Below are 13,008 nucleotides of genomic sequence, written 5' to 3'. Positions count from 1 at the left end.
CGAAATTTCCCGCGGGCGCCTGCAGTCTTGGACAGGACAAGGTCAGCCGGCGAACCGTCCGACCTCTGCCCGCATCCCAGCCAACCGACGGATTTTCCTTCCTTTTCGGGCAAATCCTTGCGGACGTCCTGAAAAGGAATGATCTCCTGTCGCGTCGGGTTTTCGGAATGCGTGCACGAACGCGCCAGCCGAGGCCGGCACGTCCGGAGGCGGTTCTTTAACCGCTCCGGGCCTGCTTGCCAAGAGCAAAATTCACACCAGTTCCAATCTGTTGCCGACCGGGCTTGAGATGGCCCAACAAGGACCGATTCAGACCGATTTGACCGCGTAAGGGAGCGGCTTGCCTTCGAAGAACGCGGTCAGGTTCGCCAGTACGCAGTTCTGCATGGCGACGTGCGAGTCCAGGGTGTGGCCACCGATATGCGGGGCGAACACGACGTTCGGGAGCGCGGTCAGCGCGTCGGGCGCATGCGGCTCCTTCTCGAAGACGTCGAGGCCGGCGCCGGCGATGGTCTTGTCGGTGAGCGCCGCGACCAGGGCCTTCTCGTCGATGACAGAGCCGCGGGAGATGTTGACGACATAGCCGTCTGTCCCAAGTCGCCCGAGGATATCGGCATTGACGACATGTTGGGTCTCGGCCCCTGCCCGCACCGCGATCATCAGCACGCTGCACCAGTCGGCCAGCGCCTCCAGCGACGGAAAATATTGATACGGCAGATCGTATTTGGTGCGGCTGAAATAGCCGACCTCGCTTTCGAAGGCGGCGCAGCGCGCCGCGATCTTGCGGCCGATCTCGCCCATGCCATAGACGCCGATGCGGCGGCCGGGCATGCCGGCTTGCGGGCGCATCATCGGCGATTGCTTCGAGGCCGCCCAATCGCCGCTGCGGACATACTGGTCGGCAACCAGGATCCGCCGCGTCGTCGCCAGCATCAGGGTCATCGCGATATCGGCCACGGAAGCCGCGTTGGCACCCGGGCTGTGGCCGACCGCGATGTTGCGCGCGGCCGCCGCTTTCAAATCGACGCCGTCATAGCCGGTGCCGTAGCAGACGATGGCGCCGAGCTTTGGAAACAGGTCCATCTCCTCCGCGCCCAGCGGCGAGCCGCCCGCGGTCAGCATCGCACGGATGCCGCTGAGTTCGTCCGCCGAAAACACCTCGCGCGGGGGCTTGCCGCCGGTGTCGAGCAGCTCGAACCGCTCGGCGAAACGCGCCATCATCGTCTTGGGAAAGCGCGAGTAGATCAGGACCTTGTCAGCCATTGTTCTTGTTTCCGGTCAACGCCGCCACAAACGACGAGGGGCGGAATCGGTCGCCCGATTCCGCCCCTCGCATCATGCAATTTCCAAACCTTAGCCGAGAATGGTGCCCGGCTCGACCTTCACGCCGGGGCCCATCGTCGAGGACACCGCAACGCGCTGGATGTAGGTGCCCTTGGAACCAGCCGGCTTCGCCTTGGAGACAGCGTCCGCGAGAGCCTTGATGTTCTCGACCAGCTTCTCCTCGGAGAACGAGGCCTTGCCGACGCCGGCCTGCAGAATGCCGGCCTTCTCGACGCGGAACTCGACCGAGCCGCCCTTGGCACCCTTCACCGCGCCGGTGACGTCCATGGTCACGGTGCCGATCTTCGGGTTCGGCATCAGGCCGCGCGGGCCGAGCACCTTACCGAGACGGCCGACCAGCGGCATCATGTCGGGGGTGGCGATACAGCGGTCGAAATCGATCGAGCCGTTCTGCACCTTCTCGACCAGGTCCTCGGCGCCGACGACGTCGGCACCGGCGGCCTTGGCTTCATCGGCCTTGGCGCCGCGGGCGAACACGCCGACGCGGAGCGTACGGCCGGTGCCGTTCGGCAGGGTCACGACACCGCGGACCATCTGGTCGGCGTGACGCGGATCGACGCCGAGATTGATGGCGACCTCGATGGTCTCGTCGAACTTCGCCTTGGCGCGTTCCTTGACCATCTTGATGGCGTCCGCGAGCGGGTAAAGCTTTTCGCGGTCAATGCCTTCGCGGGCTTTGTTCAAACGCTTTCCGATTGCCATAGCCGCTTACCCCGCAACTTCCAGACCCATCGAACGGGCAGAGCCCTCGACCATCTTCATGGCCGATTCGATGGTGTCGCAATTCAAGTCCTTCATCTTCTTCTCGGCGATCTCGCGCACCTGCGCCTTGGTCACCTTGCCGGCCTTGTCACGGCCCGGCGCCTTCGAGCCGGACTGGATCTTGGCAGCCTGCTTGAGGAAGAAGGACATCGGGGGGGTCTTCATCTCGAACGTGAACGAACGATCGGCATAGATCGTGATCACGACGGGAATCGGGGTGTTCTTCTCTTCCTTCTGGGTCTGGGCGTTGAACGCTTTGCAGAACTCCATGATGTTGAGACCGCGCTGACCGAGCGCGGGACCGATCGGGGGCGAGGGATTCGCCGCACCGGCCGGGACCTGAAGCTTCAGGTATCCGGTCACTTTCTTTGCCATGTATCACTCCTGTTGTGCCGGCGGAGCCGGCGGTTTCAGGTTCGTGGTCGGGATCGATGTGCGGCTGGCAACCGCCCTCGTCCTCCCACGGCCTCTTGTCGCGTGAGACCGAAGCCTCACGCCTCGTCCGGTCAGACCTTCTCGACCTGACCGAATTCCAGCTCGACCGGCGTGGCACGGCCGAAGATCGACACCGCGACCTTCACGCGCGAGCGCGCCTCGTCGATTTCCTCGACCACCCCCGAGAACGAGGCGAACGGGCCGTCGGCCACGCGCACGTTCTCGCCGATCTCGAACGACACCGACGCCTTCGGCCGTTCCACGCCCTCCTGCACCTGGTGCAGGATGCGCATGGCCTCGGCCTCCGAGATCGGCATCGGCTTGTTTTCCGCGCCGAGGAAACCCGTCACCTTCGGCGTGTTCTTGATCAGATGGAACGCCTCGTCGGTCAGCTTCATCTTCACCAGGACGTAGCCCGGGAAGAACTTGCGCTCGGCGTCGATCTTGCGGCCGCGGCGCACTTCCGTGACCTTCTCGGTCGGAACCAGCACCAGCTCGAACAGCTCCTCGAGCCCGCGCTGCTTGGCCTGCTCGCGGATCGATTCGGCGACCTTCTTCTCGAAGTTCGAATAGGCGTGGACGATGTACCAGCGCTTGTCGGACACTTGAGCGGTTGCTGTAGCCATCAGTGGATGCCCAGAAGGAAGGTGATGAGGTAGCGGATGATCTGGTCGGCGGCGAAGAAGAAGATCGAGGCGACCGCGACCATGACGAACACCATGATGGTGGTGATCGTGGTCTCGCGGCGGGTCGGCCAGGTGACCTTGGCGGTCTCCGAGCGCACTTCCTGCAAGAACTTGAACGGGCTGACTGCCATCGTTTGAGGTCCAGCGTCCGTCGACAGACGCACATGAATTTCAGGGATCCGAACAGCCGCCGTTGGCCCAGCCCTCTGTCTCGAAGGATGAGCCGGGAACCGGGCTCGATTGTTCGGGGATTTAAAGCCGCGCCGGAGATCCGCGTCTAACGGGCCGGCTGCGAGTGCGGGGTATCTACTGCGGATGAGGCCAAAGGTCAAGATAGAGAGGGCTTGTGCGGGCAAGCCGCCCTCCCCCGGACCGCCGTGCAGAGGTCATGTGGATCAAGGACTTATCCACCACCCGCAAGGCGCCATCCCGGGGAGGCCTTCAGCCCCCGCCGGCCCCGTCAGTCGGCCCGGTCCACCATGGTAATGCCCGGCAGCGGCACCACGAACTTTCCGCCCTCGGCGAAATAGCGGGCATGCTTGGCCCGGATCGGGTCGACATAGCGCCAGGCGAAGACGACGACGAAGGCCGGCTTGCGCTCGTAAAGGGCCGCGGGCGGCAGGATCGGGATGTCGTATCCCGGGCCGGCCATCACGTTCCCCTTCTTCGGATCGTCGTCCACGAGGAAGTCGATCTTGTTCTCCAGGCCGAACTGCGGCAGCAGCGTCGTGGTACCGACCGAGACGCCGTAGCCGGCAACCGATTGACCGCGCGCATGGGCGGCATCAGCCATCGCAATCAGTTCGTCGCGGATGGCGGCGATTCTCTTCACATAGGGTGCGTAATAAGCCGGCTGATCGACACCGAGCCGGTCCTCCTCGGCGACGAAGCGCGCGACTTCCGCGGACGGCTTCTTCGGGCCGCCGGCGCGCTGAACCGTGACGCGAATCGAGCCGCCCTTGGTCCAGATGTGCTGGACGTCGATCAGCTCCATGCCGAGCCGGGCAAAGAAACGGATCAGCGGCTTGATGTTAAAATACGACAGATGCTCGTGATAGACGGTGTCGAGCAGGTTCTTCTCGGTGACGTCGACGCCATACTGCGTTTCGAACACGAACAACCCATCCGGCGCCAGCACGTCGCGGACCCCGATCACCAGCGGATCGAGGTTGTCGACATTGGCGATCATGTTGTTGGCGATCACGACGCTGGCGGCACCGTGGCTCTGAAGGATGCGGCGACCGATCACGTCGGTGAAGAAATCGCCGATGGTCTCGATCCCCCTCTCCGTCGCGCGCCGCGCAATGTCGACGGCCGGATCGACGCCCAGCACCCGCATGCCCCGCTCCTTGAAGAAGCCGAGCAACGATCCGTCATTGCTGCCGAGTTCGACGACCAGCGAGCCCGGCGCAATCCCGAAGCGGCTGACGACGTCGTTGGCATAACCGGCGAAATGCTCCCGCAGGCCGAGCGAGAGCGAGGTGGTGTAGACGTAGTTGCGGTACTGGACCTCCGGATTGCCGACATGGAGGATCTGGAGGTGGCCGCAATCCCTGCACAGGTGCAGCGCCATCGGCACCGCGGCCCGGAAGACGGGATCGTCGACGCTGGCGTTCGGCACCTGGAAGTTGGGCGTGCCAATGGGCATGCCGGCCATCGGAACGACCAGCTCTTGCTTGTCCGAATGACAGAGGCGGCAGGTATGGCGGACGTAGAACAGGTTTTGCATCATAGATCCGGAAAACGGAGACATGCGAGCGAGCGGGACAACCCCACCCTGTGAAGATCAGATCGACGGTAATGGTTCAAGACAGTCAAGGGTGGCTCGAGACCTCCCTGGCCTTCGCCAGCCCGTAGCCCGGCGCTTCTTCGGCAGCCTGCGCGGCCTTGTCCGCTGAATACGAGCCCCGCTCCGGACTTGCCAGCCAGATCACCCCGCCCGCCAGACCGACGATCACGCTGACCGCCCCCAGCAGGAGCGAAACCGACAGCGCTTCCTCGGAAGGAACGCCGGCCAAGCCGAGACAGGCAACCATTGCGCCCTCGCGAACGCCCCAGCCGCTGATCGAGATCGGAACCGCCGTCAGCAGGACCACCGGCGGAATCAGGATGGCGGCGTCCACCACCGAGAGCTGAGCTCCTACGCCGCGCGCCAAGGCATAGCACGCCGCTGCCGTCACAAGATGAATGAAGAGCGCCGACCCGAACAGCAAACCGCGGTGCTCGGATCGCAGGAGAAGAAATCTGACGAGCGTTCCGAACCGGACGAAGCTTGCGATCGCGGGAAGCGTGATGAGGCGCTTCGGCAGGCGATCGAGCGTCAACAGGACCACGGTACCGGCGACGCCCGCCAGCGTCAGCCCGCCGATCGCCAGGATCGCAGCCTGATTCGACACCCGCGACATCAGGACCGGTAAGCCGGCCACCATCAGCACGATCAGCCCGATCAACGCCGTGAAACGGTCCGCCGCAACGCCCTTGACCGCCTCCGGCCACTGCACGCCGCGCTGGCGCAGCAGCCACATCCGAACCGCGTCGCCGCCCACCGACGACGGCAGCACCTGGTTGAACCAGAGGCTGATCATCAGGATCCGCCAGCCAGCGAGCCAATCCAGCGACACGCCGAGCGCGCGCATGATCAGCTCCCACCGGCCATTCAGTGCGAAGGTCTGAACGAAGATCAGCGCCAGTGCGAGGATAAAGAGCAACGGATTGATCGAGACGAGATGGGTGCGCAACTGCTGCAGGTCGAGACCGCGCGCGATGTAGACCAGCACCGCGATCGACAGCAGCAGCTTTACCGAGAACAGGGCTGCCTGTTTGAACCGCGCATGCATCCGATGCCCGCCTCAGGATGCCGGGTATTCCGCGCGACCTATGACGAGGTCGATCGCGGCCATCATCCAGAACTGGTGCGTGGTCTCGACAATGTTGTAGCTGCGGCTGTCCACCCAGAAATTGACGTCGCCGAGATTGCGCAGCGGATTGTCCACATTCATGCCCGACAGCGTGATCACGCCGAGCTTCATCGTCCGCGCCTGCGCAACCGCATTGAGGATGTTCTTCGAGCGCCCCGACGAACTGATCGCAACGAGGCAGTCGCCGGCGCGGGCGCTCAGCCGCACGGCGTGCGCGATCCAGTCCTCGAAACCGTAGTCGTTGGCAAGGCACGACATCATGCTGGCATCGCTGAAGCAGAGCGCTGGCACGGACGCGTTCTTCGCCAGATCGATCGCCAGATGCGAAGCAATGCCGGCCGAGCCGCCATTGCCGATGAAGATGACGCGACCGCCCTGCTCGCGCGCACGCAACCAGGCGGCGCGGGTGGCGGAGATGCTGGCGAAAACACCGTCGTCGATCGCCGTCGCGCGATGCAGGCGCCCCATGTAATCGACGAGGAAGGCCTTGTGATCGGGATCAAGAGTCTCGGCGGGCATGGGCTGGCGGCTCGACTGCAACATGACGCCCTGATACCGGCTATTACCAGGGATTGCAAAGGTATAATACTTGCAAAAATCGCGACCGGCTGTTAGTCGGCGTCAGGGTTTCACTCAACATTGGCGACGCCCGCAGGGCATTCGCGCTACGGATGTTCCTATGAAATGCATCGTCACTGGCGGCGCCGGCTTCATCGGCAGTCACCTCGTTGATCGCCTTCTCGATGACGGCCATGAGGTGATTGCGCTCGACAATTTCGTCATCGGACGTTCCGAAAATCTGTCGTCGCACGCCGGTTCGAGCCGGCTGAAGGTCGTCCGGGCCGACGTCACTGACCGCGAATCGATCAGCCCGTATTTCAACGGTATCGACTGGGTGTTCCACCTCGCGGCACTCGCCGACATCGTTCCCTCGATCGAATCGCCGATCCCGTATCACCGCGCCAATGTCGACGGCACGGTCAACGTTCTCGAGGCTGCGCGGCAGGCTGGCGTCAGCCGCTTCGTGTATGCGGCGTCGTCGTCCTGCTACGGCATCCCCGACGTCTATCCGACGCCGGAGAGCGCCGAGATCCGGCCGATGTATCCCTACGCTCTCACCAAGAATCTCGGCGAGCAGTGCGTCATGCACTGGTGCCAGGTCTACAAGCTTCCGGCGGTCGCGCTCCGTCTGTTCAACGTGTTCGGGCCGCGCCATCGCACCACGGGGACCTACGGCGCCGTGTTCGGCGTGTTCATGGCGCAGAAGCTTGCCGGCAAGCCCTTCACAGTGGTCGGCGATGGCGAGCAGACCCGCGATTTCACCTTCGTCAGCGACGTCGCCGACGCCTTCGTCACGGCCGCACGCTCCGACGTCTCGCACGAGATTTTCAACGTCGGCTCGGACAACACCTACAGCGTCAACCGGCTGGTTGAACTGCTCGGCGGCGACAAGGTCCACATTCCCAAGCGTCCCGGCGAGCCCGACTGCACCTACGCCGACATCACCAAGATCAAGCGGATCCTGAAATGGACGCCGAAGGTGAAATTCGAGGACGGCGTCGCGACGATGCTGAAGTCCATGGACCAGTACAAGGACGCTCCCCTGTGGACGGTGGACAAGATTGCCGACGCCACCAAGGACTGGTTCAAATATCTTGGCGACGACAAGGATGCGGCGTCCGGTGCGCCGCAGAAGGCAAGCTACTGAACAGGTTCGCTACGTATTGTCGCCGCGAGTCGATCAATTTCGGGCCAGCCGGCCGAGGCCGGCCGGTGCTTTTGGGTAATTCACATGGGTAATTCTGCGACAGACAAGGCGGCGGTCCATCCGGCACCGCACGAGAAGATCAAGACGCTCGAGGAGCTGGGAGCGATCGCGCGGACCGCACAGGCCGAGGGCCGTACCGTGGCGCTGTGCCACGGCGTGTTCGATCTGGTCCATCTCGGTCACGTCCGGCACATCCTGGCGGCGCGCAACGAGGCCGACGTGGTGATCGTGACCATCACCGCCGACCGTTTCGTCAACAAGGGCCCGGGACGGCCGATCTTTCCCGAGAACATGCGCGCCGAGATGCTGGCCGCACTCGGCACGGTCGACTGGGTCGCCATCAACCGGACCTCCAGCGCCGAACCGGTCCTCGACACCGTACGCCCCGACATCTACGTGAAGGGCTCGGACTACGAAAATCCCGAGGATGACGTCACCGGCAAGATCGCCACCGAGCGCGAGGCCGTCGAGCGCCATGGCGGGCGCATCGTATTCACGCGCGACGTGACCTTCAGTTCGTCGTCGCTGCTGAACCGCTATTTCGACATCTACGACCCTCCCCTGCGCGACTACCTCCAGAAGGTGCGCGAAGGCGGCGGCGCCGAACGCCTCCTGAAGCTGATCGACAAGATCCAGGACATGCACGTCGTGCTGGTCGGAGATACGATCATCGACGAGTACCAGTACGTCACCGCGCTCGGAAAGGCCTCGAAGGAGAACATCGTCGCGACCCTGTTCAAGAACCGGGAGCAATTCGCAGGCGGCGTGATCGCCGCGGCGAACCACGTCGCGAGCTTCTGCAAGTCGGTCGAGATCGTCACGACGCTCGGCGGCGACGACTATCCCGAAGAATTCCTTCGCGCGCATATCCGACAGAACGTCAAGCTGACGCCGATCCGCGTCGAAAACCGCCCCACCACCCGCAAGCTCCGCTACGTCGAGCTCGGCTACCTGCACAAGTTGTTCGAGGTCTACACCATGAACGACACGCCGGTCAGCGAGACCCAGCGGCAGGAGATCGACCGGGTCACCGCGGAGCGCGTGCGCGGCGCGGACGTGGTCATCGTCACCGATTTCGGCCACGGCATGATCGCGTCCAGCACGATCGATACGTTGATCGCGAATTCCAAGTTCCTGGCCGTCAACGCCCAGAGCAACAGCGGAAATCACGGCTACAATCTGGTGACGAAGTATCCGCGGGCCGACTACATCTGCATCGACGCGCCGGAAGCGCGGCTGGCCGCCACCGACAAGTTCAGCGACATCGCGTCGGTGATCGAGAACAGCCTGCACGGCAAGATCGCCTGCGACAACATGATCATCACGCACGGCTCCTTCGGCTGTTACCCGTTCTCGTCGAAGACCGGCGTCGCGCGCGTACCCGCTTTCACCAAGACCGTCGTTGACACCGTCGGCGCCGGCGACGCCTTCCTGACGATCACGGCACCACTGGTTGCCGCCGGCGGCAATATCGAGGACGTCGCGTTCATCGGCAACGCGGCGGGCGCGATCAAGGTCGGTATCGTCGGCCACCGCAGCTCGGTCGAAAAGGCGCCGCTGGTCAAGTTCGTGACCGCGTTGTTGAAGTAGCGCAAAGAGAATTCTGGAGAACGACAGTGATTGATCAGAAATGGAACGTGATGGTCACCGGTGGCGCCGGCTATGTCGGCAGCGTGCTGGTTCCCCAGTTGCTCGCCGCAGGCCACAAGGTCACGGTGCTCGACCTGTTCATGTACGGCGAAAACGTCTTCGACGCCGTCCGTGACAACCCCAATTTGCGCCTGATCAAGGGCGACATCCGCGACGAGGCCGCGATCAACGAAGCGCTGCGCGGCAACAATGCGGTGATCCACCTCGCCTGTATTTCCAACGACCCCTCGTTCGAGCTCGATCCGACGCTCGGCAAGTCCATCAACTACGACTGCTTCCGGCCGATGGTGCGCGCGGCGAAGAAGGCCGGCATCAAGCGCTTCATCTACGCGTCCTCCTCCAGCGTCTACGGCATCAAGGACGAAGCCGAGGTGACGGAGGAGCTGTCCTGCGAGCCGCTCACCGACTATTCCAAGTTCAAGGCGATGTGCGAGACCGACCTCGCCGACGAAGCCGCATCCGGGTTCGTCGCCTGCACCGTGCGTCCAGCCACTGTCTGCGGCTACGCACCGCGGCAACGGCTCGACGTCGTCGTCAACATCCTGACCAACCTTGCGGTCAACACCGGCCGCATCCGCGTGTTCGGCGGAACGCAGCGCCGGCCCAACCTGCATATCCAGGACATGTCGGCGGCCTATCTGTTCCTGCTCCAGCAGGACGACGCGAAGATCGACGGCAAGACCTACAATATCGGCTACGAGAACCACTCGCTGATGAAGATCGCCGACATCGTCAAGTCGGTGGTCGGCAATAACGTCGACATCGCGGTCGAGCCGACCGACGATCTGCGCTCGTATCACGTCTCTTCGGAGAAGATCCGCCGCGAGCTCGGATTTGCGCCGACACACACGATCGAGCAGGCCGTGTCGGGTCTGGTGGACGCCTTCAAGACCGGCCGTCTGCCGAACTCGCTCAACGACCCCCGGTACTTCAACATCAAGATGATGCAGAATATCAGCCTGAAGTGAGCGGCGTGCGGATCGGCATCGATTTCGACAACACGATCATCTGCTACGACAAGGTCTTTGCCGCCGCGGCGCGTCAGCGCGACCTGGTGCCGGAGGGCTGGGAGGGGCTGAAGACCGATGTGCGGGATTACTTGCGATCCCGCACCGGCGGCGAGCTCGCCTGGCAAGGCCTGCAAGGCTTCGTCTACGGCAAGGGCATTGGCGGCGCCGAAATCTATCCGGGCGTGCGGGAATTCCTGGCGGCGTGCAGACAGGCCGGCGCGAAGGTGTACGTCGTCAGCCACAAGACCCGATTCGGTCATCAGGATCCGGACCGTACCGATTTGCGCGAAGCCGCGCGCGGCTGGCTGCGCGGTGCCGGCCTGATCGACGCCGCGGATGCGGCGGTGGCCGCTGGCGATGTCTACTTCGAGGACACGATGGCCGCCAAGGTCGACAGGCTCGTGAGCCTGGAGCTCGACATCTTCATCGACGATCTCATCGAGGTCTTCGAGCAACCGCATTTCCCGAAAGGCACGCGATCGATCCTGTTCACGCGCTCGCAATCCCCGCACCCCGGACATTGCAAGCCGATCGCGACATGGGCTGCCATCCGCGACGAGGTGTTTGCGGCATGAGCGAACCGGACATCAGCGCAATGGACGCGATGGCGATCGGCAGCCGCCTGGCGGGCGCCCCCGTTGCTGCCGTCCAACCGGCGCGGTCCGGCGGCAACAACCGGGTGTTTCGGCTCGAGATGGCAAAGGGACCGGCCCTTGCCCTCAAGCATTATCCGTCCGACGGGCGCGATCGCCTGGGACAGGAATATGATGCGCTGTCGTTTCTGTCGCGCCACAGCATCATGTCGACACCGCACCCGGTCGCCAAGGATGAGGATGCGTTCTGCGCGCTGTATCAATGGTTCGACGGCGAAGCGGCGGTGCTGCGCCCCCAGGACGGCGATGCCGATCAGCTGGCCGATTTCCTGATCGAGCTGCAGAAACTGCGCGACGCCGACGGCGCGCAGACGTTGCGCGACGCCTCGGCCAGCATCTTCTCGCCCGAGGAGGCGATCGCCCAGTACGAGCAGCGCCTGGACGGACTGAGGCGGGCCTCGGACGATCATCCGGACCTGCGCGCATTCGTCGACGGCAGCCTGGTGCCCAGCACGTCCATCGCGATCCGAAAGCTGCGCCTGCGCTATGCGGAACTCGGCCGCAATCCCGCAGCAGACCTTGCGCCCGCGCATCGCGCGTTGAGCCCGTCCGATTTCGGGCTGCACAATGCACTGCGCGGCGAAGACGGCCGGCTGCGATTCATCGACTTCGAGTATTTCGGCTGGGACGATCCGGTCAAGCTCGTGTCCGACACCGCGCTTCACCCCGGTAGCGATCTGCCCGACGCCAAAGCAAATCGATTGACCGAACGCCTCACGCAAGCTTTCGCGGCTAGGGATGACGCGTTTGCGATCCGTCGTGACGTACTGTATCCTGTGTTTGGGGCGATCTGGTGCCTGATTGTCCTGAATGCTTATTTGCCGGAAAGCCGCTCCCGACGCGCATTGGCCGCGCAAGGTGGCGATCTGACGGTCCGCCTTGCTGGTCAGCTCGACAAAGCGCGCCGGCTCCACCAAACGATTTGCCAACGTGATCCAGACCTCACCCCACGCTGAAGCCGCCCTCACCTGCACGCTGGACGAGCGCAGCCTTTATTTGCGCCGCCTGGTGCTCGGTTCTGTCCGTTCCGCGGGACGCGGACATGTCGGACCCGCCCTGTCGCTGATCGAGATGGTCCGCGTGCTCTACGACGACGTGTTGCGGATCGATCCGAAGAATCCGCGCGATCCCGATCGCGACCGCGCCATCCTCAGCAAGGGACACGGGTGTCTGGCGCTCTATGCGCTGCTGGCCGATCGCGGCTTCTTCCCGCTGTCGGAGCTCGACGGCTTTTGCGGCCCCGACAGCATCCTGGGCGGACATCCCGAATACGGCATGGTGCCGGGGGTCGAGGCGTCGACCGGCGCGCTCGGGCATGGCCTCTCGATCGGCGTCGGCCTTGCGCTTGCCGCACGCATGCGCGAGCGCAGCTACCGGACCTTCGTCCTGCTCGGCGACGGCGAGATCAACGAGGGATCGGTGTGGGAAGCTGCGATGGGCGCGGCCAAGCACGGGCTCGACAACCTGGTCGCGCTGATCGACTACAACAAGCTCCAGAGCTACGGGCCTACCGACTACGTGCTACCGCTGGAGCCGCTCGCGGACAAGTGGCGCAGCTTCGGCTTCGCCGTGCAGGAGGTCAACGGCCACGACGTCGGCGCCCTGCGCACCGTGCTGAAGCAGATCCCGGCCGTTGCGGGCAAGCCCACCGCCATCATCTGCCATACCGTCAAGGGCAAGGGACTTCCCGCTGCGGAATCCAATGCCGATTGGCATCACAAGAACAAGCTGACCGACAGCGAGCTCGACGCTATTCGCGTTGCTGTCGGCGATTTTTGATCG

At 63.8% G+C, this 13,008-nt stretch carries 14 protein-coding genes; 6 read left to right on the top strand and 8 right to left on the bottom strand.

Translation table 11 applies throughout. From position 1 onward, the window contains the following. Nucleotides 1–309: 309 nt before the first annotated feature. From N2603_RS18190 to N2603_RS18155, 8 genes are all read right to left on the bottom strand, one after another. Nucleotides 310–1,263: a 2-hydroxyacid dehydrogenase gene (locus tag N2603_RS18190; protein ID WP_260389854.1), complete on the bottom strand. Its 954-nt coding sequence runs from the start codon at nt 1,261–1,263 to the stop codon at nt 310–312. 90 nt (nt 1,264–1,353) lie between these two features. Then, entirely contained in the window at nt 1,354–2,046 is a 693-nt protein-coding gene (gene rplA, locus N2603_RS18185; RefSeq protein WP_018647230.1) for a 50S ribosomal protein L1, read from the bottom strand. 6 nt (nt 2,047–2,052) lie between these two features. Further along, nucleotides 2,053–2,481: a 50S ribosomal protein L11 gene (rplK, locus tag N2603_RS18180; protein ID WP_008136439.1), complete on the bottom strand. Its 429-nt coding sequence runs from the start codon at nt 2,479–2,481 to the stop codon at nt 2,053–2,055. 131 nt (nt 2,482–2,612) lie between these two features. Then, nucleotides 2,613–3,167 carry a transcription termination/antitermination protein NusG gene (nusG, locus tag N2603_RS18175; RefSeq protein ID WP_018647229.1) on the bottom strand — a complete coding sequence of 185 codons (555 nt, stop codon included), beginning with the start codon at nt 3,165–3,167 and terminating at the stop codon, nt 2,613–2,615. Beyond that, nucleotides 3,167–3,358, bottom strand: coding sequence for a preprotein translocase subunit SecE (gene secE, locus N2603_RS18170; protein ID WP_007611620.1), 192 nt, complete (start codon nt 3,356–3,358; stop codon nt 3,167–3,169). The genes nusG and secE overlap by 1 nt, the downstream gene beginning before the upstream one ends. Nucleotides 3,359–3,687: 329 nt before the next feature. After that, the gene (locus N2603_RS18165) at nt 3,688–4,956 is read right to left on the bottom strand and encodes a class I SAM-dependent methyltransferase (RefSeq protein ID WP_260389853.1); all 1,269 of its coding nucleotides are present in this window, start codon (nt 4,954–4,956) and stop codon (nt 3,688–3,690) included. Between the two features lie 85 nt (nt 4,957–5,041). Then, nucleotides 5,042–6,004: a lysylphosphatidylglycerol synthase transmembrane domain-containing protein gene (locus N2603_RS18160; RefSeq protein WP_260389852.1), complete on the bottom strand. Its 963-nt coding sequence runs from the start codon at nt 6,002–6,004 to the stop codon at nt 5,042–5,044. A 72-nt stretch (nt 6,005–6,076) separates the two neighbouring features. Next, the gene (locus N2603_RS18155) at nt 6,077–6,664 is read right to left on the bottom strand and encodes an SIS domain-containing protein (RefSeq protein ID WP_260389851.1); all 588 of its coding nucleotides are present in this window, start codon (nt 6,662–6,664) and stop codon (nt 6,077–6,079) included. A 160-nt stretch (nt 6,665–6,824) separates the two neighbouring features. On the opposite strand from N2603_RS18155, the gene N2603_RS18150 reads away from it, so the two are divergent. The 6 genes from N2603_RS18150 to N2603_RS18125 all read left to right on the top strand — a co-directional run bounded on the left by N2603_RS18150 (nt 6,825) and on the right by N2603_RS18125 (nt 13,005). Continuing rightward, on the top strand, nt 6,825–7,853 hold the full coding sequence (locus N2603_RS18150; protein ID WP_260389850.1) for an SDR family oxidoreductase: 1,029 nt from the start codon (nt 6,825–6,827) through the stop codon (nt 7,851–7,853). An 84-nt stretch (nt 7,854–7,937) separates the two neighbouring features. Continuing rightward, nucleotides 7,938–9,503 carry a PfkB family carbohydrate kinase gene (locus N2603_RS18145; protein ID WP_260389849.1) on the top strand — a complete coding sequence of 522 codons (1,566 nt, stop codon included), beginning with the start codon at nt 7,938–7,940 and terminating at the stop codon, nt 9,501–9,503. Between the two features lie 26 nt (nt 9,504–9,529). Then, nucleotides 9,530–10,531: an NAD-dependent epimerase/dehydratase family protein gene (locus tag N2603_RS18140; protein WP_260389847.1), complete on the top strand. Its 1,002-nt coding sequence runs from the start codon at nt 9,530–9,532 to the stop codon at nt 10,529–10,531. Between the two features lie 5 nt (nt 10,532–10,536). After that, complete coding sequence (locus tag N2603_RS18135) at nt 10,537–11,148, top strand: HAD family hydrolase (RefSeq protein ID WP_260389846.1); 612 nt, start codon at nt 10,537–10,539, stop codon at nt 11,146–11,148. Beyond that, nucleotides 11,145–12,182, top strand: a complete 1,038-nt coding sequence (locus tag N2603_RS18130) for a phosphotransferase family protein (protein WP_260389845.1) — start codon at nt 11,145–11,147, stop codon at nt 12,180–12,182. Before N2603_RS18135 ends, N2603_RS18130 begins: the two co-directional genes overlap by 4 nt. Continuing rightward, the gene (locus N2603_RS18125; protein WP_018647220.1) at nt 12,157–13,005 is read left to right on the top strand and encodes a transketolase; all 849 of its coding nucleotides are present in this window, start codon (nt 12,157–12,159) and stop codon (nt 13,003–13,005) included. The genes N2603_RS18130 and N2603_RS18125 overlap by 26 nt, the downstream gene beginning before the upstream one ends. Nucleotides 13,006–13,008 lie beyond the last annotated feature (3 nt).

Source organism: Bradyrhizobium huanghuaihaiense, assembly GCF_025200885.1.
Taxonomy (GTDB): domain Bacteria; phylum Pseudomonadota; class Alphaproteobacteria; order Rhizobiales; family Xanthobacteraceae; genus Bradyrhizobium; species Bradyrhizobium huanghuaihaiense.
The sequence above is the reverse complement of the archived record's forward strand: the minus strand, read 5'-3'. Positions and strand labels throughout refer to the sequence as shown.

Bases quoted from the DNA above. Each gene is read 5' to 3' on its own strand.
- N2603_RS18155 (WP_260389851.1), bottom strand. From the start codon at position 6,664: ATGCCCGCCGAGACTCTTGATCCCGATCACAAGGCCTTCCTCGTCGAT.
- N2603_RS18165 (WP_260389853.1), bottom strand. From the start codon at position 4,956: ATGCAAAACCTGTTCTACGTCCGCCATACCTGCCGCCTCTGTCATTCG.
- secE (WP_007611620.1), bottom strand. From the start codon at position 3,358: ATGGCAGTCAGCCCGTTCAAGTTCTTGCAGGAAGTGCGCTCGGAGACC.
- rplA (WP_018647230.1), bottom strand. From the start codon at position 2,046: ATGGCAATCGGAAAGCGTTTGAACAAAGCCCGCGAAGGCATTGACCGC.
- N2603_RS18150 (WP_260389850.1), top strand. From the start codon at position 6,825: ATGAAATGCATCGTCACTGGCGGCGCCGGCTTCATCGGCAGTCACCTC.
- N2603_RS18190 (WP_260389854.1), bottom strand. From the start codon at position 1,263: ATGGCTGACAAGGTCCTGATCTACTCGCGCTTTCCCAAGACGATGATG.
- N2603_RS18145 (WP_260389849.1), top strand. From the start codon at position 7,938: ATGGGTAATTCTGCGACAGACAAGGCGGCGGTCCATCCGGCACCGCAC.
- nusG (WP_018647229.1), bottom strand. From the start codon at position 3,167: ATGGCTACAGCAACCGCTCAAGTGTCCGACAAGCGCTGGTACATCGTC.
- N2603_RS18130 (WP_260389845.1), top strand. From the start codon at position 11,145: ATGAGCGAACCGGACATCAGCGCAATGGACGCGATGGCGATCGGCAGC.
- rplK (WP_008136439.1), bottom strand. From the start codon at position 2,481: ATGGCAAAGAAAGTGACCGGATACCTGAAGCTTCAGGTCCCGGCCGGT.